This is a genomic window from Pseudomonas fulva NBRC 16637 = DSM 17717 (assembly GCF_000730565.1).
GTDB lineage: Bacteria > Pseudomonadota > Gammaproteobacteria > Pseudomonadales > Pseudomonadaceae > Aquipseudomonas > Aquipseudomonas fulva.
On sequence record NZ_BBIQ01000027.1, the window covers coordinates 1 to 20,537 of the forward strand.

A 20,537-nucleotide genomic window follows, 5' to 3' on the forward strand; every position below is an offset into this window, starting at 1 on the left:
CGATCGTACGGCTCAATGCCATGCTAAGGACGGGCAAGCCTTGGCTTGATCTGGTCTTGCCACAGCCTATGCGGACCTAGAGCAGGAAGCCGACGTAACTCATACAGGAGCGGGCTTGCCCATCAATCCAATACCGCGCTGGATGGCACGGGCTTCGCCCGTGGCCGCGCGACAAGCGCGCCCCCTGGGGGGGCGGGCTAGATTTTAAATAAATCGGGCAAGACAGTTGCTCCCACCCCGGGAGGCGTTAGCCTTCAGATGCGGTGCTAGGCAGGCGATGACACGGCGTGAAGCACAGGCCTACCCGGACCTGTGGGAGCGGCCTCGCGCCGCGATGGGCCGCAAAGCGGCCCCAAGATCTAAAGCGCGCCCACCATCTCCGCGGCTCTTACCCCGTAGGGCACCCAGCACCCCCGCATTCAGCACCACATCACACACCCTAACCCCCAAGCGACTACCCCGACACGCTTGTCAGACTCAAGACCCCCACCACGTCAGCCCCATTTTCCATCGGCCATCCCCCTGCCCATAAACCCTGCACGCCCCGGCCAACCCAGGCAAAACCACCTCTCCAACCACCCCCCACCCTAAGCCCACCCCCGACCAATCCGGTAACCATTACCCCATCCCCAACCCTGTCCCACCCCCACCTCCAGCGCTAGGGTTAACCCCGCAGCCCAAGGAACAGGCTGCCAGAAACGACCAACCCTAGGAGTCTTCATCATGCGTAAAAACCTGCTCACCGCGCTGCTGCTCCCACTCATCGCCAGCCTTTCGTTCACCGTAAACGCAGCACCGACCAATGCCACGAACATGGTCGAACCCATGGCGATGGTCGCCCAGGCAAGCCAGTCAGCAACCCCGCTGGTCGACCTCAACAGCGCAGATGCCCTGACGCTCCAGAAAGAACTCAACGGCATCGGCAAGGCAAAGGCCGAGGCAATCGTCGCCTACCGCGAAGCCCACGGGCCATTCGCGTCAGTCGATGAATTGCTCGAGATAAAAGGCATCGGCAATGCGCTGCTAGAACGCAACCGCGACAAACTGAAAGTGCAATAAGTACAGAGGGGCGGGCCTTCGACAGGCCCGCTCATTGAAAGGCCATCAACCGCATTCAGCGGTCTTGCGCATCCCGGGCATCGGCCTCGGCGTTGCGTTCATGAACCTTGCGCAACTGCTCGTCAGTCAACGGCAGCTTCTTGGCCGTGTCGCGCAGCATCATCAAACCGCCGACGATCGAGCCAATGGCAACGATGAGTATCAGCCAGGCATACCAAGGCATTTTCCTTCTCCTGTTGCGAATGTAAGCGGCTTGCTCACCTGTTTTGAGCCAGGCGCCGCTTCGTTGGTTCAATGGTACGGCGCCTCACGCAGGCCCAGCACCCACCGGCCCACATCCTGGCCCACCGTCCGACCAATTCCTGGGCCAGCGGCCCCCCCAGCCTGCGTCACATCGTTTACAATGCGCGCCGTTTCCGACTTGCCAAGAGACCCTGCCATGCCTGCTTGCCAGACGCCCCTTATCGTCGCCCTGGACTTCCCTACCCGCGAAGCCGCCCTGAAGCTGGCTGACCAGCTGGACCCTGCGCTGTGCCGCGTCAAGGTGGGCAAGGAGCTGTTCACCAGCAGCGCGTCGGGCATTGTCGAAACCCTGTGTGACAAAGGCTTCGAAGTGTTCCTGGACCTGAAATTCCACGACATCCCCAACACCACGGCCATGGCCGTCAAGGCCGCTGCCGAGATGGGCGTGTGGATGGTGAACGTGCATTGCTCCGGCGGCTTGCGCATGATGGCTGCTTGCCGTGAAGAACTGGCCAAGCGCAGCGGCCCGCAACCTCTGCTGATCGGCGTGACCGTGCTCACCAGCATGGAGCGCGAAGACCTGGCCGGTATCGGCCTGGATGTAGACCCGCAAGAACAGGTACTGCGCCTGGCGGCGCTGGCCGAAAAGGCCGGTATGGACGGGCTGGTGTGCTCGGCGCTGGAGGCCCCGGCGCTCAAGGCCGCTCACCCTGGCCTGCAGCTCGTCACCCCCGGCATTCGCCCGGCAGGCAGCGCCCAGGATGACCAACGTCGCATCCTCACGCCGCGCCAGGCCCTGGACGCCGGCTCGGACTACCTGGTAATCGGCCGCCCCATCAGCCAGGCCGCCGACCCGGCCCAAGCGTTGGCAGCGGTAGTGGCCGAGATTCGCGGCTGAGCCTGAGCCGCACGCCTTTCAGGCACCGTCATCGGATCGGGACCTGAAAGGCGTGCGTCCAGTCAGTCATTACACCTTCAACACCAGCTTGCCGAAGTTCTGCCCGTTGAACAGTTTCAACAGGGTGTCTGGGAAGGTTTCCAGGCCGTCCACCACGTCTTCCTTGCTCTTGACCTGCCCATTGGCCAGCCAGCCGGCCATTTCCTTGGCCGCTTTGCCGTAGTCCTTGGCGTGGTCCATCACCACGAAGCCCTCCATGCGCGCACGGTTCACCAGCAGCGCCAGGTAGTTGGCCGGGCCTTTGACCGCTTCCTTGTTGTTGTACTGGCTGATCGCACCGCAGATCACGATGCGCGCCTTGAAGTTGATGCGCGTCAGCACCGCATCCAGAATCTCGCCCCCGACGTTGTCGAAGTACACGTCCACGCCTTTCGGGCATTCGCGCTTAAGGCCTGCCTGTACGTCCTCGGCCTTGTAGTCGATGACGCCGTCAAAGCCCAGTTCATCCTTGAGGTACTGGCATTTCTCGGCACCGCCCGCGATACCCACGACGCGGCAGCCCTTGATCTTGGCGATCTGCCCCGCAATGCTGCCCACCGCACCCGCGGCGCCGGAGATCACCACGGTGTCGCCGGCTTTAGGCTGGCCCACTTCCAGCAAGGCAAAGTACGCCGTCATGCCGGTCATGCCCAAGGCCGACAGGTAGCGGGGCAGGGGTGCAAGGCTCGGGTCGATTTTCTGCAGGTTCTGGGGCTCGCCGGTGAAGTAATCCTGCACGCCCAATGCGCCGTTCACATGGTCGCCAGGCTTGAAGTCCGGGTGGTTGGACGCAACCACTTCGCCCACGCCCAGGGCGCGCATCACCTGCCCCAAGGCAACCGGCGGGATGTAGGACTTGCCCTCGTTCATCCAGCCGCGCATGGCCGGGTCCAGGGAAAGGTACAGGTTGCGCACCATCACTTGCCCTTCACCGGGTTGTTCGGCAGGCAGGGTCTCGAACTTGAAGTCTTCACGCGTTACCGCCCCGACCGGGCGTTTGACGAGCAGGAAGCGGCGATTGGTCTGGGTCATGACGGGTCCTTGAAGAATGGGATGTGCACAAGAGGATAAATCTACCTTGTTGATGAAAGCAGGTCCTCAACATCACTGACAAGCATGGTCCTATAAATGTCCATGTGATGATGCTGCGGCCTTACCAGCGGCTGGCTATGCTCGTGTGCCTCACAGGCCCTGACAGGAGCGCGGCATGAGCATGAGTTTTTCGGGCCAGGTAGCACTGGTCACCGGGGGCGGGGCGGGCATCGGCCGGGCAACGGCGCTGGCCTTTGCCGGCGAGGGCCTGAAGGTGGTGGTCGCCGACCTGGACGCCGTGGGCGGCGAGGAAACGGTCGGGCAGATTCGGACCGCAGGTGGCGAGGCGTTGTTCATCGCCTGCGACGTGACCCGCGAAGACCAGGTCCGCCAGCTGCACGAGCACTTGGTCGCCGCCTATGGCCGGCTGGACTATGCCTTCAACAATGCGGGCATCGAGATCGAGCAGGGCAAGCTGGCCGACGGCAGCGAGGCGCAGTTCGACGCCATCATGGGCGTGAACGTCAAAGGTGTGTGGCTGTGCATGAAATACCAGCTGCCGCTACTGCTGGCCCAGGGCGGCGGCGCTATCGTCAATACCGCCTCGGTGGCGGGGTTGGGCGCAGCGCCGAAGATGAGCATCTACAGTGCGTCCAAGCATGCCGTGATCGGGCTGACCAAGTCTGCCGCCATCGAATATGCCCGCAAGGGCATCAGGGTCAATGCCGTGTGCCCGGCCGTGATCGATACGGACATGTTCCGCCGTGCCTATGAAGCCGACCCCCGCAAAGCCGAGTTCGCTGCCGCCATGCACCCGGTAGGGCGCATCGGCACCGTGGCCGAAATCGCCAGTGCGGTGTTGTACCTGTGCAGCGATGGTGCGGCGTTTACCACTGGGCACTGTCTGACGGTGGATGGAGGGGCCACGGCAATTTGAATCGGTGAGGTTGTGGTGGATGAAGCCCAAAGGCTGCCAGGGGCTGAGCACTTGTCTGAAGAGGCATTATTACGCTGACATCCTGGGGCCGCTGCGCGCCCCATCGCGGTCGGTCCGGCGCCCCGGAAAGGCCGCTCCCACACGGGGCTCAGTAGCCTGTAGATTGCACTTTTGTGGGAGCGGTCTTTGTGCCGCGATGGGCTGCGCAGCGGCCCCAAGTTCTCCGCCCCGAGCCGCAAATCTTCATCCCTCGCGCACCCCCAGCGTGCCGCCACCATGTCCCTCCACCAACCACCGTCGTTGCCAGACAACATCCGGCCACCCATCCCTGCCTTTCATACGTAGGACGACTCCTACAAACCCATTACCGACATACTCATAGCTATTTGACACTATTCTGACGTCAGGCCCTTGTTCAGGGGTTGGCAACGTTGCCACCCTTGGCGTTCGGGATAACCTGACACCCACAAGGGGAATCGGCATGGGCGCGAGCAAGCACGGTGTGTTGGCCAACCTGGGCATGGCGCGCAAACTCGCGCTGGGCTTCACCCTGGTGTTGCTGCTGACCCTGGCGGTGGCTGCCATCGGTATCGCGGCGTTGCACAGTGTCGGACAGCGCTTTGACAGCCTGCGCGCGCTGGCACAATTCAATACCGACCTGTTGCGTCTGCGCCAGCACGAACAGGCATTTGCACTGCGCTCCGACATCAAGCAAGCCGAAGCCTTGCGCGCCGGCTTGCAAGGGTTGGTCGAGCGCGCTCGTGCACTGCCGGCCCTGGCCGCAGCCGAGCCCGAGCTGGCCGCCTATGGGCAGGCATTCGAAGCGTTCGTCGGCGCGGTGCAGGCCAAGGAACTGGCGCTCGATACCGCCAGCTGGTCGGTCTCAAGCGTTGCCAACAACCTCGACGTGCTGCAATCCGGCCTGGCTGATGACGGGGTGTATACCCTCAAGCAATCACAAGGCCAGCAGGGCGGTGAGTTCCTGGAGCAGGCCGCGCAGGTGGCGCAGGTCTCGCGGTTGATGCTCCAGGCCATGGATGAAGCCCGGGTGCGCCTTGAGAAAAGCCGCAAGGGCGAAGACGACGTCAGCCAGGCGCGCATCGCGCAAACGGTCGAGGCCGCCAGCCTTGTGGGCCAGTTACAAGCGGCTGTCACCGACAGTGGCTACCAGAGCGTACTCAACGAGGTGGCGGGGCACATTGGCAGCTTCTCCGAAAAACTCAACGAATACACCGACCAACTGGCCAGCGAACAAGGCCTCAAAGCGCAGTTGCAGGCCTCGGCCGAGCACGTCACAAGTCGCGTCGATCAGGCCTACCTCACCGAAGAGCGCGTGCTGCAAGGCGACTTGCAGCGCAACACGGTGGCCATCGCCATCGCCACCGCGCTGGCCTTGCTGGTGGGCGTGCTGGCCGCCTGGCTGATCACCCGCGCCGTGGTTGGCCCGCTCAAACATGTGATTGCCCGTGCGCAACGCATTGCCGACGGCGAACTGGCGTTCGAGCCCGTCGCCCCGCGCCGCGATGAAGTGGGGCAACTGATGCAGGCCATGCAGCAGATGGCCGCCGGCCTGTCAGGCATCGTCAGCGGTTTGCAGCAAGGCATCGAGCAGTTGGCCGGCAACGCCCAGGCGCTGTCGGCCGTGACCGAGCAGACCAACCGCGAAGTCGGCAGCCAGAAGGAAGAGACCGAACAAGTGGCCACGGCAATGCAACAGATGACGGCTACCGTGCACGATGTGGCGCGCAACGCCGAGGAAGCCGCGCAAGCGGCGCAGGCTGCGGACGAGAAGGTCGATTCGGGGCAGCATGTGGTGCGCCAGAGCATGCAGCGCATCGAGCAGTTGGCCGCCGCGGCCGAAACCGCCAGTGCGGGCATCGAGAGCCTCAGCTCTGAAATCCATACCATTGGCGATGTGCTCGAAGTCATCAAGAGCGTGGCCGAGCAAACCAACCTGCTGGCCCTCAACGCGGCCATCGAAGCGGCCCGGGCCGGCGAGCAGGGGCGCGGCTTTGCAGTGGTGGCCGACGAGGTGCGTGCACTGGCCAGGCGCACGCGCCAGTCCACCGAGCAGATCGAAACCCTGGTGGCCAGCCTGCGCGGCAATGCGCAGCAGTCCGTCGCGCAGATTCGCGGCAGCACGGAGCTGGTGCGCCTGGCCGTGGCCGATGCCCTGCACACTGAAAGCGCGCTGGGCAGTATTGCTGCAGCGGTGTCGTTGATTCAGCAGATGAACCAGCAGATCGCCGCCGCCGCCGAACAGCAAAGCTCGGTCGCCGAAGAAATCAGCCGCAGCGTCACGCAAATTCGTGGCAGTGCCGACCAGGCTGCGTTGGCCATGCAGGACAGCGCCCGGTCCAGCGTCGAGCTGGCGCAGCTCGGCACCGACCTCAAGGGCATGGTGGGGCACTTCAGGCTGTGATGGCGCCGCCCTGGCAGGGCTCCGCCGGCGTAGAGCCTGCCATGGGCGGGTGTCTTACGCCTTGCGTGGGTTCAGGATCAGCAGGGCCAGTACACCGGCCACGATGCCCCAGAAGGCCGAACCGATGGAGAACAGCGTAAGCCCCGAGGCCGTGACCATGAAGGTGATGACGGCCGCTTCACGCTCGCGCGCTTCACTCATGGCTACCGTCAGGCCATTCATGATCGAGCCAAACAGGGCCAGCGCCGCAATCGACAGCACCAGTTCCTTGGGCAAGGCCGCGAACAGCGCTGCCAGGGTCGCTCCGAACACGCCGGCTACACCGTAGAACACGCCGCACCACACGGCCGCGGTGTAGCGCTTGCTCGGGTCTTCATGGGCATGCGGCCCGGTGCAGATGGCCGCGCTGATGGCGGCCAGGTTCACCCCGTGCGAGCCGAACGGGGCCAGCAGCAACGAAGCCAGGCCGGTGGTTGAAATCAACGCAGAGGCCGGCACCTGATAACCGTCTGCCCGCAGCACGGCAATGCCCGGCATGTTCTGCGAGGTCATTGCCACCACGAACAGCGGAATGCCGATGCTGATGGTGGCTGCCAGCGAAAAGTGCGGCGTGGTCCATACCGGCGTTGCCATTTCCAGGGCGAAGCCGCTGAAGTCCAGCAGCCCCAAGGCACCGGACAGGGCCGTGCCCACCAGTAGAGCGGCCAGTACGCAGTAGCGCGGGGACAGGCGCTTGACCAACAGGTAGCTGAAGAACATGCCCAGCACCAGCAAGGTGCGGTGCTGGGCGGCGACGAAGATTTCGCTGCCGATCTTGAACAGGATGCCTGCCAGCAGCGCCGATGCCAGCGAGGCAGGAATCCGCTTGACCAGGCGCTCGAAGCTGCCGGTCAGCCCACAGATCAGCACCAGCGCAGCACAGGTGATGTAGGCCCCGATCGCCTCCCCGTAGCTCACCCCGCCCAGGCTGGTGATCAGCAGCGCCGCGCCGGGCGTGGACCAGGCCACGGTCACGGGCGTGCGGTAGCGCAGGGACAGGCCGATGCTGCAGACCGCCATGCCGATCGAGAGCGCCCAGATCCAGGAGGATATCTGCGCGGTGGTCAGGCCAGCCGCTTGCCCGGCCTGAAACATCAGCACCAGCGAGGAGGTGTAGCCGGTGAGCATGGCGATGAAGCCTGCGACCACCGCCGAGGGCGAGGTATCTGCCAGGGGGCGAAGACGAGCGGAAGTGGCATCGGTCATGAAAAATCCTTGTAAGGGTGTACGCCGTGGTTTTCAGACTAACGCCAGGCGAGGTGACAGCAGCGATACAGCGATCATTGCTTTTAACCGTACAGTCGTTAACTATCAGGCGCTCTGGTATGACGGCATTGCAGGGGTAGGGGTGATGTACAAGGTTTACGGCGATTATCAATCGGGTAACTGCTACAAGGTCAAGTTGATGCTCAGCCTGTTGGGGCGGCCCTACGAGTGGCACGCCGTGGACATTCTCAAGGGCGAGACCGAGACGCCCGAGTTCCTGGCCATGAACCCCAACGGCAAGGTGCCGGTGTTGCAACTTGAGGACGGTAGTTACTTGTGGGAATCCAATGCCATCCTCAACTACCTGGCCGACGGCAGCGAGTTCCTGCCCGCCGAGCCGCGCCTGCGCACCCAGGTCTTGCAGTGGCAGTTCTTCGAGCAATACAGCCATGAGCCGTATATCGCTGTGGCCCGCTTCATCCAGTTCTACCTGGGGCTGCCGGATGATCGCGTGGAGGAGTACCGCAAGTTGCACAAGGGCGGGTACAAGGCGCTGCGTGTGATGGAGCGGCAGTTGCAGGTGACGCCGTACCTGGTAGGTGACCAGTATTCCATCGCCGATGTGGCGTTGTATGCCTACACCCATGTGGCACAGCAAGGCGGTTTCGACCTGGCGGACTACCCGGCCGTGCGTGCCTGGCTGGAGAGGGTGAGCAGCCATCCGCGGCATGTGCCGATGGTGGGCTGATTCACGAGCAACATGTAGGAGCGACCTCGCTCGCTGGCGGGTGCCAAGGCTGCACCCGCCACCGCTGAATCAACCCTTGCCAAACCGCTCATCCAGGTAAGCAATGATGGCCTTGGACTCATACATCCAGGTCACCTTGCCCGCTTCCTCGATGCGCAGGCAGGGCACCTTTATCCGGCCACCGCCTTGTTCCAAGGCCTGGCGGTGCACAGGGTCGTTCTTGGCATCGCGCAACGCCACCGGCACATTCAGGCGGTGCAAGGTGCGGCGGGTCTTGACGCAGAACGGGCAGGCATGGAACTGGTAGAGCGCCAGGCCCTTGGCCGCCTCGTCCACGCGGGCCTGGGCCGCCGGGTCGCGCTTGCGCTTGGCCGGGCGGCTGGCCCAGTCGCCGAATACGATAAGCTGGCCGAGGCCAACCCGCAGGGCTTTGACGATCATGTACAAACTCCTGAAATGAAAAAGGCCGACCGGCAGGGGTCGGCCTGGGTGACGCAGCCGGTTACTTGATCAGGCTGAGGAACTCGCTGCGGGTGGCCGCGTTGGCGCGGAACTCACCCAGCATCACCGACGTGATCATGCTCGAATTCTGCTTCTCCACACCGCGCATCATCATGCACATGTGCTTGGCCTCGATGACCACGGCAACGCCGGCGGCACCGGTCACCTGCTGCACGGCATCGGCGATCTGGCGGCTGAGGTTTTCCTGAATCTGCAGGCGGCGGGCGTACATGTCGACGATACGTGCCACTTTCGACAGGCCCAGCACCTTGCCCTTGGGCAGGTAGGCCACGTGGGCCTTGCCGATGAAGGGCAACATGTGGTGCTCGCACATCGAATACAGCTCGATGTCCCGGACCAGCACCATTTCGCTGTTGTCGGAACTGAACAACGCGTTGTTGGTCACTTCTTCCAGTGTTTGCTCATAACCGCGGCAAAGATACTTCATCGCCTTTGCAGCCCGCTTGGGCGTGTCGAGCAGGCCCTCACGGGAGACGTCCTCGCCAATCTGGCTGAGGATCTCGGTGTAGTTCTGTTCCAGGGACATGGATCTACCTGTGGGAAAAATCGCAAAAACGAAGGTTACGGCGGCAAGGGCGGCGCTGCAAGCGCGGCGTTACTCGTCGCGGCCTTCGAGCATGGTTCGTTTGAGCATCACATAGACCGCGCCGGTGCCACCGTGGCGGGCACTGCAGGAGGCAAAGCCGAGCACTTGCGGGTGCTGGCGCAGCCAGGTGTTGACGTGGCTCTTGATCATGGGGCGCTTGCCGTCCAGGCGTGCCGCCTTGCCATGGGTGACCCGCACGCAGCGTACTTCAAGGCGCGTCGCCTCGGCGATGAAATCCCAAAGCGTCTCGCGCGCCTTTTCCACGGTCATGCCGTGTAGGTCCAGGCTGCCTTCGAACGGTATCTGTCCAAGCTTGAGCTTGCGCAGCTGGGTTTCCTGAACACCGTCACGGCGCCACATCAGTTCGTCTTCGGCGCCCACGTCGATGACGAACTGGTCGGACATGCCATCGATGACCAATGCCTTGTCGCTGGACACGGTCGCCGACTGGCGCAGGCCGGCCAGTTTCTGGCGATCGGCCTTGGGCTTGCCGACCTCGGCACGGTCGTGCGTGATCGGCTTGACGCCGCGCACTTCGGCCTTGAACAGGGAAAAATCGTCGTCTTGCATGATGCCTCCGCGTGGGCGGCATAGTTTACGCGAGTGCGCGGCGGTGTGCAGCCATGGTGGTCGGGTGGGGAAGGGCGACGGTGGGCTACTAAGGGGGACGGTGAGCTAAGGGAGACGGTGAGCTAATGTAGGAGCGGCCTAGTGCCGCGAGGGGACGCGCAGCGGCCCCGGCGATCTAGGCGGCCAAGCTGAAATCCTGGGGCCGCTGCGCGCCCCATCGCGGCACTAGGCCGCTCCTACAGGGGGGCTGCGGTTGCAGGAACCTCACTCATGCTTCTTCATCAAGTGGGGCGACATGTTCAGCTCCCGAGCACGGCGCATGCGAATGCGGCTCAGGCGCCAGAAGCGTACGCCAAGCCACAGCATCAGCAGCCCCACCACCGTCAAGGTGGCGGCAAGCGGCTTGTTGGCGTTGAGTTCGGCCAGGGCAGGGTAGTTGCCCAGCAGCCCGGCCACGCCGGCCATGGCCAGTAACACACCAAGGGTGGCCAGCAGCGCGGCAAGCGCAGCACCCAGGCGTGCGCCCCAGCTGCGCGGTTGGCGCGGGCGCAGGCGCTTGGCGTCGATACTGCCTTTAAGCTTCATCCTGCTCTCCTGTAGGGGTCTGGGCCCTTGGACCCACAAACACACCTCGGGTTCCTGCCTGCCGCCACCCTCCTGATCGGATCAGATCAGGCTGGACGTCGGCGCCACGCAGGCGAAGTTGTCGGCCATCACGGCCATTTCACATCGGTGGATCTGCGCCGCTGGAATCACCTCATTGTTGAAAGCCAGGTCGCGAGTGGCCGACGCGTCTTCCACCAGGGTGCACCGGTAACCATAGTCCTTGGCACGGCGCACGGTGGTGCTGACGCTGGAGTGGCTCATGAAGCCGCAGACGATCAGGTCGAGATGGCCGAGTGCTTGCAACGTCTCGTGCAGCTTGGTGTTCTTGAAGGCATTGGGCATGCGTTTTTCGATCACGGTCTCGCCTTCCAGCGGTTCGAGCCCCGGAATGAACTGACCTGCAGGGCCCTGGGGGTCGAAGCGCCCGCCAACGGTGCCCAGATGGCGAACATGGATGATCGGACGGCCGCCCTTGCGCGCGGCGTCGAGCAACCTGGCGATGTTGGCCACGGCCTCATCCATGCCCGACAGCGCCAGGGGCCCGGTCAGGTACTCCTTCTGCGCATCAATGATGATCAGGCTGGCTTGGCTCAGCTTGGCCGGCGGGTAATCGCGGCCAGTGAGGCGGAACATCGTGGTTGGAACGGACATCAAGGGCTCCTTGGTATAGGGCTTTTGTACGCCTATTCTCCCCTGCCTTGGCGACAATGGGAATGGTTGACAACGCAAGCGGCGTGGTTGCTGGCCTGTGGCTACCGTACAGGCGATTGCAGGGAACAAATCCAGGGCCTGGGCTGTTAGACTTTCGGCCAGTCTGAATTAGGAGTTTCCCGTGATCACATCCCGTCTGCGCACGCTGCGCGACTACATCCGTTGGGCGGTCAGCCGCTTCCATGAGCACGACCTGTTCTTCGGCCACGGTGCCGACAACGCCTGGGATGAAGCCCGGTTGCTGGTGCTGGGGGCAGTCCACCTGCCGTGGGAGGTGGCCGACAGCTACCTGGACTGCATGCTCGAGGATGCCGAGCGTGTACAGCTGCAGCACCTGCTCAAGCGCCGCATCGAAGAACGGGTGCCCACCGCCTACCTGTTGGGCGAGGCCTGGTTCTGTGGCATGTCGTTCATCGTCGACGAGCGTGTGCTGGTGCCGCGCTCACCCATTGGCGAGCTGCTGGAAAAGCGTGTTGAGCCGTGGCTGGGCGCTGAGCCAGCCCGCATTCTGGACCTGTGCACCGGCTCCGGCTGCATCGGGATCGTCGCCGCCGACGTCTTCCCGCAGGCCGAGGTGGTGCTGGCCGACCTGTCGTTCGAAGCGCTCGAAGTGGCCAACCAGAACATCGAGCGCCATGGCCTCGATGGCCGGGTGTACACCGTGCAGGGCGATGGTTTCGAGGGGTTGCCGGGCCAGCGCTTCGACCTCATCCTGTCCAACCCGCCCTATGTGGACGCCGAAGACTTCGGCGACATGCCGGCCGAGTACCACCACGAACCGGAGCTGGGCCTGGCCTGCGGTGCCGATGGTCTGGACCTGGTACGGCGCATGCTGGCCGAAGCGGCCGATCACCTGACCGACAAGGGCTTGCTGATCGTGGAGGTGGGCAATAGCCAGGTTCATGTCGAGGCGCTGTACCCGGAAGTCGACTTCGCCTGGCTCGAATTCGAGCGCGGCGGGCATGGGGTATTCATGCTCACCGCCGAGCAGTGCCGTCAGCATCAGGCGTTGTTCAAAGGCCGCGTCTGAGGCCGAGTGGGGGGCACGGGTGCCAGGCGCCCGTTCCGCCCAAGCCGTCTTCACACCACCTGAGGCTCGCACAACGCCGGCCCCAGGCTTTCAACGCGTGGCGATCCAGATCAGCAGCCCGGCCTGAAACAGTGCAAAGGCCACCAGGCAGGTGATGGTGAACCGCAAGCCGCTGTCTTCGCGCTGGTACTTGGCCACACGCTCGTCGCGCTCGCGCAAGCGGGCTTCGCCTTCCTGCAACTGCTGGTCTGCCTGCTGCAGCAACTGCGCTGCATCCAGAAGGCCCACGCGCTGCACGCGCTCGCTGTTCCAGCCTACCTCCAACTGGTCTACCCGGGTCTCGGCCGTTCGGCCCTTGAGCACCTGCCCGTCTTCGTAGTGCACCTCAAGGCCTACCCCACGCAGGCACTGGTCCCGGCGCAGGCGCGAGTCCTCCTCCAGCGCATCCTTGCTCGGCAGCGCAAAAGCCTCTACTCGGTAATTCGGCCATTTGCGCTGCAGCCACTGGGCAGCCTGGGCCAGCAAAAAGCGGCCCAGGCCGCGATTGACCGGCTCCAGTTGCAGGCCATGTTCATCCCCCAGGTACACGCGCTTCGTCTGGTGATCTACGCGTATGTCCACCTGGTTATGGCCCTTGTGCACCTTCTGGCCGGGCAACCCAATCTGCATGCGCAGCAGGCTGTGGGCCGGGTCGTGGCGCTCGGCATAGCCGAACTGCACGAAACGCAGGGGGCGGGCGCCGGTTGCGCGGTCGCCAGGCAGGGGCGCCAGGCGCAGCAACTGGTGATGTTCGACGGCCAGGTCCGCCCAGGGCAGGGCGGGGGTGTGTTGGGGCTCTTCAGCCGGCTCTGTGGCAGCAGGTGGTGTGGTCATCAGGGCATGTCCTTGGCTATGCACGCTGTATCGGCCGCCTGCGCGCAGACCTGAGCCCGTCGATCAGGCCGGTGGCAACTGGCGAATGAACGCGACGATCTGCTCGCCCAGCTCCCGTGCCAGCGGCAACTGGGGGTTCTGGTAACTCTCGCGCTGTTCGCTCATGTCCTTGGGGCTGATGCGCAGCATATGGTTCATGCCCTCGATCAGCACCAGGTGGGCATCGGGTTTGGCGTCCTTGAGCTTCTGCGCATCCGCCACGTCCACCTGCACGTCGTTGCGCCCCTGCACGATCAGCGCCGGCATGGACAGCCGCGCAAACGCGGCTGCCGGGTCCTGCCGGAACAAGGTGATCAGGTAGGGCTGCACGCTGGGGCGAAACACCTGGCGCAGTGGTGCGGGCACGTCCAGGCTGGTCTGGCCAGCTTCCAGGCGGTCGAGCAGGGCGCTGCCACGGGCCAGCTGCGCAGGCGGCAGGCGCTCGGCCAGCTGCTCACGCACCACCTCGGCCATGGGCCTGCCGCTGCCGGCCAGGCTGATCACTGCGCTGGCCCCGGCCTGCTCGGCGGCCAGGCTGGCGATCAGCGCACCTTCGCTGTGGCCGATCAGGATCAAGGGGCCGAAGCGGGGGTCGGCCTTGAGCTTGTGGCCCCAAGCCACCACATCGGCAACGTAGCGTTCCACGCTCAGGTCGCGCTCATCGGGCGTGGCCGGTTGGCTGGCGGCCACCCCGCGCTTGTCGTAGCGCACGCTGGCGATGTTTGCATTGGCCAGCAGCAGGGCCAAGCGCTTCAGGTTGTCCACGCGCCCGCCGGCCGGGTTGTTGCCGTCGCGGTCGGTGGGCCCGGAGCCTGCGATGATCAGCACCACCGGCGGCGGCGTGTCCTGCTGGGGTAACAGCAGGCTGCCGTGCAGTACCCCCTGACCGGTGTCCAGGTCGATGGGGCGGTGCAGGACGGTGGGGGTGGCGGCATGGCAAAGGCTGGTCAACAGCAGGCAAAACAGGGCAATGAAACGCGGCATCGTGCGCAACTACACAGGGGGAGATAGCACTTTGACCCACAATGGCCAATGAAGGTTCTAGGGCCAGGTCCAAGGCCCTGTATCGTCCGTAACGATGCGCTTGCCAACCGGCCCGCACAGGCAGGCAATCCATCTGTATACTGCCGCTTTCGTTCACTTCAGGCAGATCTCGCGGAGCGTCCATGTCCGGCAATACCTACGGCAAGCTGTTCACTGTCACCACCGCTGGCGAAAGCCATGGCCCGGCGTTGGTCGCCATTGTCGATGGGTGCCCGCCAGGCCTTGAGATCTCTCTCGCCGACCTGCAGCGTGACCTGGACCGGCGCAAGCCCGGCACCAGCCGCCATACCACCCAGCGCCAGGAGCCCGATGAGGTGGAAATCCTCTCGGGCGTGTTCGAAGGGCGCACGACCGGTTGCTCCATTGGCCTGCTGATCCGCAACACCGACCAGAAGTCCAAGGACTATTCGGCCATCAAGGACCTGTTCCGCCCGGCCCATGCCGACTACACCTACCACCACAAATACGGCACCCGCGACTACCGTGGCGGCGGGCGTAGTTCGGCCCGCGAAACGGCCATGCGCGTGGCTGCCGGCGCCATCGCCAAGAAGTACCTGGCCACCCAGGGCATCACCGTGCGTGGCTACATGAGCCAGCTGGGCCCGATCGAAATCCCTTTCAAGACCTGGGACTCGGTGGAGCAGAACGCTTTCTTCAGCCCCGACCCGAGCAAGGTGCCGGAGCTTGAGGCGTACATGGACCAGCTGCGCCGCGATCAGGATTCGGTAGGCGCCAAGATCACCGTGGTGGCCGAGGGCGTGATGCCGGGCCTGGGCGAGCCGATTTTCGATCGCCTGGACGCCGAGCTGGCCCACGCGCTGATGAGCATCAATGCTGTGAAGGGTGTGGAAATCGGCACAGGCTTTGCCAGCGTCGCGCAGCGCGGCACCGAACACCGCGACGAGATGACCCCGCAGGGTTTTCTCAGCAACAACGCGGGCGGCATCCTGGGTGGTATCTCCTCGGGCCAGCCGATCGTTGCCCACCTGGCACTCAAGCCCACCTCCAGCATCACCGTGCCGGGCCGCTCGGTGGACGTCGACGGCAACCCTGTGGACGTGATCACCAAAGGCCGGCATGACCCCTGTGTAGGCATTCGCGCCACCCCGATCGCCGAGGCGATGATGGCCATCGCGCTGATGGATCATCTGTTGCGCCACCGTGCCCAGAACGCCGAGGTGAAGGTGAGCACGCCGGTGCTGGGCCAGCTCTGACCCACCTGGGCCTGTTTTCTCGCGGCGGTGACTCAAGCGGCTGAGTCACCGCCAGCAGGCCCTGCTTTCCAAGGCAACCCCATGCAGCCAATACCCTACTGGCGATTGTCCAGTTTCTACCTCTTCTATTTCGCCTTGCTGGGGTCCACGGCGCCGTTCCTGGCGCTGTACTTCGACCACCTGGGCTTTTCGCCCGCGCGGATCGGCGAACTGGTGGCCATTCCCATGCTGATGCGCTGCATAGCGCCCAACCTGTGGGGCTGGCTAGGGGACCGGACCGGCCAGCGCCTGCTGATCGTGCGGCTTGGGGCGCTGTGCACGCTGGCAACGTTCAGCCTGATCTTCTTCGGCAAGAGCTACGCTTGGCTGGCGATGGTCATGGCCTTGCATGCGTTCTTCTGGCACGCGGTGCTGCCGCAGTTCGAGGTCATTACGCTGGCGCACCTGCACGGCCAGACGTCGCGCTACAGCCAGGTAAGGCTGTGGGGGTCGATCGGGTTCATCCTCACCGTGGTGGGGCTTGGGCGCCTGTTCGAGTGGCTGAGCCTGGACATCTACCCTGTGGCCCTGGTTCTGATCATGGCGGGTATCGTGGCCGCCAGCCTCTGGGTACCCAATGCCCAGCCCGTCGAGCACGGTGAGCGGCAGGCGGCCGGCGGTTTCCTCATGCAGCTGCGTGCGCCTGGGGTCCTGGCGTTCTATGCCTGTGTGGCACTCATGCAACTGAGCCATGGGCCGTACTACACCTTCCTTACGCTGCACTTGGAGCACCTGGGTTACAGCCGAACGGCCATTGGCCTGCTGTGGGCGCTCGGGGTGGTGGCGGAGGTGGTGATGTTCATGCTCATGAGCCGGCTGTTCGCGCGGTTCAGCGTGCGCCGGGTGCTGCTAGCAAGCTTCGTACTGGCCGCGGTGCGCTGGCTGTTGCTGGGTAACCTGGCGGCGGAGCCCAGCGTACTGGTGGGCGCGCAGGTGCTGCATGCGGCCACCTTCGGCTGCTTTCACGCCGCCAGCATCGCCTTCGTACAGGCCAGTTTCGGCGCCAGGCAGCAGGGGCAGGGCCAGGCCCTGTATGCCGCGCTGTCGGGTACCGGCGGCGCCCTGGGCGCGTTGTACGCCGGCTACAGCTGGAACATGCTGGGCCCTGGGCTCACCTTTGGTATGGCCAGCGCCGCAGCACTGGCAGCAGCCGTTATCATGGCCTTTCATTCGCAACCGAACAGGACCTTACGATGAGCATCCTCTGCGTATTCGATCCCTCCACCCCGCAGTTGCCCAACAAGGTGCTGACCCACGCCGAAGACATCACGGCCGCGCTCGCCGAGCATGGGGTGACGCTGACCCAGGCTGAGCACGGGCTGCGGGTGCGTCCGGGCACTTTGCACGATGAGATGATGGAAGCTTGCCAAGCCCATCTGGATCACCTGATGACTACGCACGCCTGCCGGGCCTATGCGGTGATCAACCGTGACGGCATCGAGGCGCAAGGCCCTGATCTGCGCGATGAGCATGTGCTCGAGACCAACGAAGTGATCGCTGTGGTGAGCGGACGCGTGCAGGTCGGCTTGCGCCTGGGCGCTGGGGTGTATTCGGTGATGTGTGAGAAGGGCGACCAGTTGCGCGTGCCGGCGGGGACGCGGCGCTGGCTTGAGCTGGGTGAGGCGCCGTTTTGCCTGGCGTTCAGGCTATTTGCAGCGCAAGCGGGGAGTCAGCCGATCTTCACCGGCGATGCGAGCGCGCGAGCGTTTTTGGGGATAGACGAGCTGTAGCCTTGCGCCCAAGACATGTGATGCCCGGGTAGGAGCGGCCTTGTGCCGCGATGGGTCGCGTAGCGGCCCCGGCGGTATTAGCTTTTACGCCGAAATCTTGGGGCCGCAGTGCGGCCCATCGCGGCACGAGGCCGCTCCTACCTGGAATGGTCGCTTTTACCTGGAATGGTCGCTTTCGGGCAGTGAAAGAATCAGCGATACGTCGGCAACGCAAAACGCTGTTGGCTCTGCAGCATCGAAATCACCGGCAGCTCGCTGGCTTGCTCGGCCAGGTCACGGCGGATGGCGCTGATGGCCCAGGACAATTGCTCGGCGCTGTGCAGTTGGGTGTAGGTCAGTACACGGCGGGTAACCTTGCCGTCGGCCGCACGCAGAGTCAGCAAGATGCCGCCGTCAGGACGTGGTTGAGTCGCTACTTGGTAAGCAGGGAACACCGAGACGAATTTTTCCTGGATAAGGTTCATGACTACTCCTGACAAGGTGTGTGGCAATCGATGTCTAGATAGATTGCAGCGACCGTGCCAGAAACAGCGTGTAGAAAAAATCCAATAAAATCAGGGGCTTGGGCTACTTTTGGAGAATGCTTTCCATGCAACCTGCAAGGTCATGCATTTTGCACAGTGCATTTTGCACGGCGAGCCGACCAACACTATGGGCTCGATAGAAACGGAACCTTTGACGCGCAGGAAGGGCCTGACAAACACTTGGGCAACGATTTCTACCAGGAGGTTCCTTATGTCCACCCAGACTGCGCCCGCTCAGCCTGCTCAAATGTCTACCGATGAAGCGGCGGCCTTCGCCGCACAAGTATTCGACAAGGCCCGTCAAGGCGATGCCCCGATGCTGGAGCGCCTGTTGCAAAGCGGTCTGCCGGTGAACCTGCGTAATCACAAGGGCGACACCCTGCTGATGCTGGCCAGTTACCACGGCCACCATGACGCCGTTCAGGTGCTGCTCAGCCACGGGGCCGATCCGCTGATCGCCAACGACAATGGTCAGTTGCCCATTGCCGGTGCCGCCTTCAAAGGGGACATGGCCATGATCCGCCTGTTGCTGGAAAACGGTGTACCGGTCGATGCCGCTGCCCAGGATGGACGCACGGCACTGATGTTGGCCGCCATGTTCAACCGTGTCGAGATCCTCGAGTACCTGCTGGCCCAGGGTGCCAACCCCGCCTTGCAAGATGCCCGTGGTGCCAACGCACTGATGGCAGCCCAGACCATGGGCGCAGTGGACGCCACCGCACGCCTGCAAGCGCTGGCAGGCTAACGGGCAGGGGGCGTTTGCGGCTATCCTTGGCGACTTTGCCATCGCCACAGGCCCCCCTCATGAAAACTCAGCTGCTCGAATTCATCCGCCTCATCGGTGCAGGCTGCCTGCGCGAAGAAGACATCGAGCGCATTGCCGACGAGGCTGCCCAGGCCTACGCCGACCCCGACGCCTTCCTGGTCGCCAACCCCGACATCAACTACGACGACAGCTTTCCCATCCCACTGGGCGAATGGACAGTGCTCGGCAGCCTGCCCGATACCGTGGTATTCCAGGCCGACACTTATCAGGAGCTGTTCCAGCAGATCAGCGACTCTTTCGACAAGAGCGTGCCGTTCACGCTCAAGCCCAAGCAGCTGGCACGCACCGAACCGCTCGTTGCGCTCAACCGCATCCAGGTGCAGATGGGAGCGCTCAACAAGGAAGCCGGTGGCTACGTACTGCTCGATTTCAGCCAGTTGCTCGATGATGAGTTGCAGATGGTCATGGTGGGCCAGCAGGATCTGGAACGGGTCCAGGCGCTGGCCGCTGAACTCGGCATCAAGGCCGAGCCAGCCTTGGAGGCCCTGAAAATCGCCCTGCACGCCTGACCGTTTCGTACACGGCCGCACATCGGCGCTGTCAGCCCAGTGCGGTGTCCAGGAACATCATCACCGCAAAACCGCCCATCAGGCCGAGCGTGGCTGAGGTCTGGTGGCCGTGACGGTGGGTTTCAGGAATGACCTCGTGGCTGACCACGAAGATCATCGCGCCCGCCGCCAGCCCCATGCTGATGGGGTAGGCCACGGCAAAGCCGGTGGAAATGCCCAGGCCGATGATCGCGCCCAAGGGTTCCATCACCCCTGAACCAATCGCCACCAGTGCGGCCTTCAGGTTGGACAGCCCGGTCGCCCGCAGCGCCAGCGCCACGGCCAGGCCCTCCGGGATGTCCTGGATGGCGATGGCGGTAGTCAGTGGCAGGCCGATGTTCATGTCACCGTTGGTGAAGCTCACTCCGATGGCCATGCCCTCGGGCAAGTTGTGCAGGGTAATGGCCAGCACGAACAGCCAGACCCGGCTGAACCGTTCGGTTTCTGGCCCAACCACGCCGACGCGTTCATGCTCGTGCGGTGTGAAACGGTCAAGGCCCAGCATCAGCAGCACGCCCAACCCCATGCCGACGACCACGATCAAAGCCGCACCCGGCCCACTGCCGGTGATTTCCCGCGCCGCGTCCAGACCCGGCAGGATCAGCGAAAACGAACTGGCCGCCAGCATCATGCCGGCAGCGAACCCCAGCATCACATCCTGGTTACGGCTACTGACATCACGCAAAACCACGGCCAGCACGGCGCCCAGTGCGGTGGCGCCAAACCCGGACAGGCCACCGAGCGCGGCCAGGTGCAGGTTTTCGGAATGATCGCCGTTGACCGCGTTCCACAGGCTTGCACCCAGCAGGATCACGACGGCCACCAGGCTCAGCGCAAGGCCTGCTCCGACCCAGGGGTTGTTGGCTATCTGTTGCCGCCACACGCTGAACGGCGAGGGCGGGGTGGCGCTGTGGCTGTGGGCAGGTGGCATGCAGAACCTCTGATCGAAATGACGATGCATCATAGGCAGTGACCTGCTGGCCAGGCCAAGGATTCCCTTCTATTGAACCGATAGGGGGCTATGCTATGCAGCAATACACTCATCAACTGGA

General features: G+C 63.9%; 23 protein-coding genes and 1 pseudogene. 12 read left to right on the plus strand and 12 right to left on the minus strand.

Features of this window, described 5'->3' with window-relative positions; all coding sequences use genetic code 11:
- Positions 1–723: 723 nt before the first annotated feature.
- Positions 724–1,059, plus strand: coding sequence for a ComEA family DNA-binding protein (locus tag PFU01S_RS20135; protein WP_028687828.1), 336 nt, complete (start codon positions 724–726; stop codon positions 1,057–1,059).
- A 55-nt stretch (positions 1,060–1,114) separates the two neighbouring features.
- Here the strand turns inward: PFU01S_RS20135 and PFU01S_RS21955 are convergent, their stop codons facing one another.
- A complete protein-coding gene (locus PFU01S_RS21955; RefSeq protein WP_023535343.1) occupies positions 1,115–1,282 on the minus strand; it encodes a DUF2897 family protein in 168 nt (55 codons plus the stop codon).
- Between the two features lie 216 nt (positions 1,283–1,498).
- Between PFU01S_RS21955 and pyrF the strand changes: the two genes are divergently transcribed.
- Positions 1,499–2,200, plus strand: coding sequence for an orotidine-5'-phosphate decarboxylase (gene pyrF / locus PFU01S_RS20140; RefSeq protein ID WP_027914290.1), 702 nt, complete (start codon positions 1,499–1,501; stop codon positions 2,198–2,200).
- A 69-nt stretch (positions 2,201–2,269) separates the two neighbouring features.
- Here pyrF and PFU01S_RS20145 read toward each other — a convergent pair whose 3' ends face one another.
- Entirely contained in the window at positions 2,270–3,271 is a 1,002-nt protein-coding gene (locus tag PFU01S_RS20145; protein WP_027914291.1) for an NADP-dependent oxidoreductase, read from the minus strand.
- 175 nt (positions 3,272–3,446) lie between these two features.
- Between PFU01S_RS20145 and PFU01S_RS20150 the strand changes: the two genes are divergently transcribed.
- From PFU01S_RS20150 to PFU01S_RS23010, 3 genes and pseudogenes are all read left to right on the plus strand, one after another.
- Entirely contained in the window at positions 3,447–4,208 is a 762-nt protein-coding gene (locus PFU01S_RS20150; protein WP_028687829.1) for an SDR family oxidoreductase, read from the plus strand.
- A 1,033-nt stretch (positions 4,209–5,241) separates the two neighbouring features.
- A pseudogene (locus PFU01S_RS23005) lies at positions 5,242–5,769 on the plus strand (HAMP domain-containing protein); the annotation flags it as partial.
- Positions 5,767–6,630: a methyl-accepting chemotaxis protein gene (locus tag PFU01S_RS23010; RefSeq protein ID WP_414226569.1), complete on the plus strand. Its 864-nt coding sequence runs from the start codon at positions 5,767–5,769 to the stop codon at positions 6,628–6,630. The pseudogene PFU01S_RS23005 and the gene PFU01S_RS23010, both read left to right, overlap by 3 nt.
- A gap of 54 nt (positions 6,631–6,684) precedes the next feature.
- Here the strand turns inward: PFU01S_RS23010 and PFU01S_RS20160 are convergent, their stop codons facing one another.
- The gene (locus tag PFU01S_RS20160; protein ID WP_027914294.1) at positions 6,685–7,875 is read right to left on the minus strand and encodes a benzoate/H(+) symporter BenE family transporter; all 1,191 of its coding nucleotides are present in this window, start codon (positions 7,873–7,875) and stop codon (positions 6,685–6,687) included.
- 145 nt (positions 7,876–8,020) lie between these two features.
- Between PFU01S_RS20160 and PFU01S_RS20165 the strand changes: the two genes are divergently transcribed.
- On the plus strand, positions 8,021–8,623 hold the full coding sequence (locus PFU01S_RS20165; RefSeq protein WP_028687830.1) for a glutathione S-transferase family protein: 603 nt from the start codon (positions 8,021–8,023) through the stop codon (positions 8,621–8,623).
- A gap of 69 nt (positions 8,624–8,692) precedes the next feature.
- Here PFU01S_RS20165 and PFU01S_RS20170 read toward each other — a convergent pair whose 3' ends face one another.
- The 5 genes from PFU01S_RS20170 to PFU01S_RS20190 form a co-directional block, all read right to left on the minus strand.
- Entirely contained in the window at positions 8,693–9,064 is a 372-nt protein-coding gene (locus PFU01S_RS20170; RefSeq protein WP_028687831.1) for a glutaredoxin family protein, read from the minus strand.
- Between the two features lie 61 nt (positions 9,065–9,125).
- Positions 9,126–9,671 (minus strand): GTP cyclohydrolase I FolE, encoded by a 546-nt coding sequence (folE, locus tag PFU01S_RS20175; protein WP_023535356.1) that lies wholly within the window; start codon positions 9,669–9,671, stop codon positions 9,126–9,128.
- A gap of 69 nt (positions 9,672–9,740) precedes the next feature.
- Positions 9,741–10,301, minus strand: a complete 561-nt coding sequence (locus PFU01S_RS20180) for a Smr/MutS family protein (protein WP_023535332.1) — start codon at positions 10,299–10,301, stop codon at positions 9,741–9,743.
- A gap of 264 nt (positions 10,302–10,565) precedes the next feature.
- Positions 10,566–10,886, minus strand: a complete 321-nt coding sequence (locus PFU01S_RS20185; RefSeq protein ID WP_027914296.1) for a hypothetical protein — start codon at positions 10,884–10,886, stop codon at positions 10,566–10,568.
- An 81-nt stretch (positions 10,887–10,967) separates the two neighbouring features.
- Positions 10,968–11,558: a cysteine hydrolase family protein gene (locus tag PFU01S_RS20190; protein WP_028687832.1), complete on the minus strand. Its 591-nt coding sequence runs from the start codon at positions 11,556–11,558 to the stop codon at positions 10,968–10,970.
- A gap of 181 nt (positions 11,559–11,739) precedes the next feature.
- Between PFU01S_RS20190 and prmB the strand changes: the two genes are divergently transcribed.
- Complete coding sequence (gene prmB, locus PFU01S_RS20195) at positions 11,740–12,648, plus strand: 50S ribosomal protein L3 N(5)-glutamine methyltransferase (RefSeq protein ID WP_028687833.1); 909 nt, start codon at positions 11,740–11,742, stop codon at positions 12,646–12,648.
- Positions 12,649–12,738: 90 nt separating this feature from the next.
- Here prmB and PFU01S_RS20200 read toward each other — a convergent pair whose 3' ends face one another.
- Both PFU01S_RS20200 and PFU01S_RS20205 read right to left on the minus strand, forming a co-directional pair.
- Positions 12,739–13,521: a hypothetical protein gene (locus PFU01S_RS20200; protein ID WP_028687834.1), complete on the minus strand. Its 783-nt coding sequence runs from the start codon at positions 13,519–13,521 to the stop codon at positions 12,739–12,741.
- Between the two features lie 63 nt (positions 13,522–13,584).
- The gene (locus tag PFU01S_RS20205; RefSeq protein ID WP_027914300.1) at positions 13,585–14,544 is read right to left on the minus strand and encodes an alpha/beta hydrolase; all 960 of its coding nucleotides are present in this window, start codon (positions 14,542–14,544) and stop codon (positions 13,585–13,587) included.
- Positions 14,545–14,726: 182 nt separating this feature from the next.
- On the opposite strand from PFU01S_RS20205, the gene aroC reads away from it, so the two are divergent.
- The 3 genes from aroC to PFU01S_RS20220 all read left to right on the plus strand — a co-directional run bounded on the left by aroC (position 14,727) and on the right by PFU01S_RS20220 (position 17,587).
- Entirely contained in the window at positions 14,727–15,818 is a 1,092-nt protein-coding gene (aroC, locus tag PFU01S_RS20210) for a chorismate synthase (RefSeq protein ID WP_028687835.1), read from the plus strand.
- An 81-nt stretch (positions 15,819–15,899) separates the two neighbouring features.
- Positions 15,900–17,054 carry an MFS transporter gene (locus PFU01S_RS20215; protein ID WP_028687836.1) on the plus strand — a complete coding sequence of 385 codons (1,155 nt, stop codon included), beginning with the start codon at positions 15,900–15,902 and terminating at the stop codon, positions 17,052–17,054.
- Positions 17,051–17,587 (plus strand): oxidase, encoded by a 537-nt coding sequence (locus PFU01S_RS20220; protein WP_028687837.1) that lies wholly within the window; start codon positions 17,051–17,053, stop codon positions 17,585–17,587. The genes PFU01S_RS20215 and PFU01S_RS20220 overlap by 4 nt, the downstream gene beginning before the upstream one ends.
- A 191-nt stretch (positions 17,588–17,778) precedes the next feature.
- Here PFU01S_RS20220 and PFU01S_RS20225 read toward each other — a convergent pair whose 3' ends face one another.
- Positions 17,779–18,051 (minus strand): DUF3509 domain-containing protein, encoded by a 273-nt coding sequence (locus PFU01S_RS20225; RefSeq protein ID WP_023535336.1) that lies wholly within the window; start codon positions 18,049–18,051, stop codon positions 17,779–17,781.
- A 271-nt stretch (positions 18,052–18,322) separates the two neighbouring features.
- Between PFU01S_RS20225 and PFU01S_RS20230 the strand changes: the two genes are divergently transcribed.
- Together PFU01S_RS20230 and PFU01S_RS20235 are read left to right on the plus strand one after the other, a co-directional pair.
- Entirely contained in the window at positions 18,323–18,856 is a 534-nt protein-coding gene (locus PFU01S_RS20230) for an ankyrin repeat domain-containing protein (RefSeq protein ID WP_028687838.1), read from the plus strand.
- A 59-nt stretch (positions 18,857–18,915) separates the two neighbouring features.
- A complete protein-coding gene (locus PFU01S_RS20235; protein ID WP_028687839.1) occupies positions 18,916–19,446 on the plus strand; it encodes a hypothetical protein in 531 nt (176 codons plus the stop codon).
- A gap of 31 nt (positions 19,447–19,477) precedes the next feature.
- Here PFU01S_RS20235 and PFU01S_RS20240 read toward each other — a convergent pair whose 3' ends face one another.
- Positions 19,478–20,416: a ZIP family metal transporter gene (locus PFU01S_RS20240; protein ID WP_027914306.1), complete on the minus strand. Its 939-nt coding sequence runs from the start codon at positions 20,414–20,416 to the stop codon at positions 19,478–19,480.
- Between the last annotated feature and the right edge of the window lie 121 nt (positions 20,417–20,537).

Excerpts from the sequence above, each read along its gene's own strand:
- PFU01S_RS20165 (WP_028687830.1), top strand. The coding sequence starts at position 8,021 with ATGTACAAGGTTTACGGCGATTATCAATCGGGTAACTGCTACAAGGTC.
- PFU01S_RS20150 (WP_028687829.1), top strand. The coding sequence starts at position 3,447 with ATGAGCATGAGTTTTTCGGGCCAGGTAGCACTGGTCACCGGGGGCGGG.
- PFU01S_RS20180 (WP_023535332.1), bottom strand. The coding sequence starts at position 10,301 with ATGCAAGACGACGATTTTTCCCTGTTCAAGGCCGAAGTGCGCGGCGTC.
- PFU01S_RS20235 (WP_028687839.1), top strand. The coding sequence starts at position 18,916 with ATGAAAACTCAGCTGCTCGAATTCATCCGCCTCATCGGTGCAGGCTGC.
- PFU01S_RS20225 (WP_023535336.1), bottom strand. The coding sequence starts at position 18,051 with ATGAACCTTATCCAGGAAAAATTCGTCTCGGTGTTCCCTGCTTACCAA.
- PFU01S_RS20230 (WP_028687838.1), top strand. The coding sequence starts at position 18,323 with ATGTCCACCCAGACTGCGCCCGCTCAGCCTGCTCAAATGTCTACCGAT.
- PFU01S_RS20135 (WP_028687828.1), top strand. The coding sequence starts at position 724 with ATGCGTAAAAACCTGCTCACCGCGCTGCTGCTCCCACTCATCGCCAGC.
- PFU01S_RS20190 (WP_028687832.1), bottom strand. The coding sequence starts at position 11,558 with ATGTCCGTTCCAACCACGATGTTCCGCCTCACTGGCCGCGATTACCCG.
- PFU01S_RS20160 (WP_027914294.1), bottom strand. The coding sequence starts at position 7,875 with ATGACCGATGCCACTTCCGCTCGTCTTCGCCCCCTGGCAGATACCTCG.
- aroC (WP_028687835.1), top strand. The coding sequence starts at position 14,727 with ATGTCCGGCAATACCTACGGCAAGCTGTTCACTGTCACCACCGCTGGC.
- PFU01S_RS20205 (WP_027914300.1), bottom strand. The coding sequence starts at position 14,544 with ATGCCGCGTTTCATTGCCCTGTTTTGCCTGCTGTTGACCAGCCTTTGC.
- PFU01S_RS20185 (WP_027914296.1), bottom strand. The coding sequence starts at position 10,886 with ATGAAGCTTAAAGGCAGTATCGACGCCAAGCGCCTGCGCCCGCGCCAA.
- PFU01S_RS20145 (WP_027914291.1), bottom strand. The coding sequence starts at position 3,271 with ATGACCCAGACCAATCGCCGCTTCCTGCTCGTCAAACGCCCGGTCGGG.
- folE (WP_023535356.1), bottom strand. The coding sequence starts at position 9,671 with ATGTCCCTGGAACAGAACTACACCGAGATCCTCAGCCAGATTGGCGAG.
- pyrF (WP_027914290.1), top strand. The coding sequence starts at position 1,499 with ATGCCTGCTTGCCAGACGCCCCTTATCGTCGCCCTGGACTTCCCTACC.
- PFU01S_RS23010 (WP_414226569.1), top strand. The coding sequence starts at position 5,767 with ATGGCCGCCGGCCTGTCAGGCATCGTCAGCGGTTTGCAGCAAGGCATC.
- PFU01S_RS20200 (WP_028687834.1), bottom strand. The coding sequence starts at position 13,521 with ATGACCACACCACCTGCTGCCACAGAGCCGGCTGAAGAGCCCCAACAC.
- PFU01S_RS20170 (WP_028687831.1), bottom strand. The coding sequence starts at position 9,064 with ATGATCGTCAAAGCCCTGCGGGTTGGCCTCGGCCAGCTTATCGTATTC.
- PFU01S_RS20220 (WP_028687837.1), top strand. The coding sequence starts at position 17,051 with ATGAGCATCCTCTGCGTATTCGATCCCTCCACCCCGCAGTTGCCCAAC.
- PFU01S_RS20240 (WP_027914306.1), bottom strand. The coding sequence starts at position 20,416 with ATGCCACCTGCCCACAGCCACAGCGCCACCCCGCCCTCGCCGTTCAGC.
- PFU01S_RS21955 (WP_023535343.1), bottom strand. The coding sequence starts at position 1,282 with ATGCCTTGGTATGCCTGGCTGATACTCATCGTTGCCATTGGCTCGATC.
- PFU01S_RS20215 (WP_028687836.1), top strand. The coding sequence starts at position 15,900 with ATGCAGCCAATACCCTACTGGCGATTGTCCAGTTTCTACCTCTTCTAT.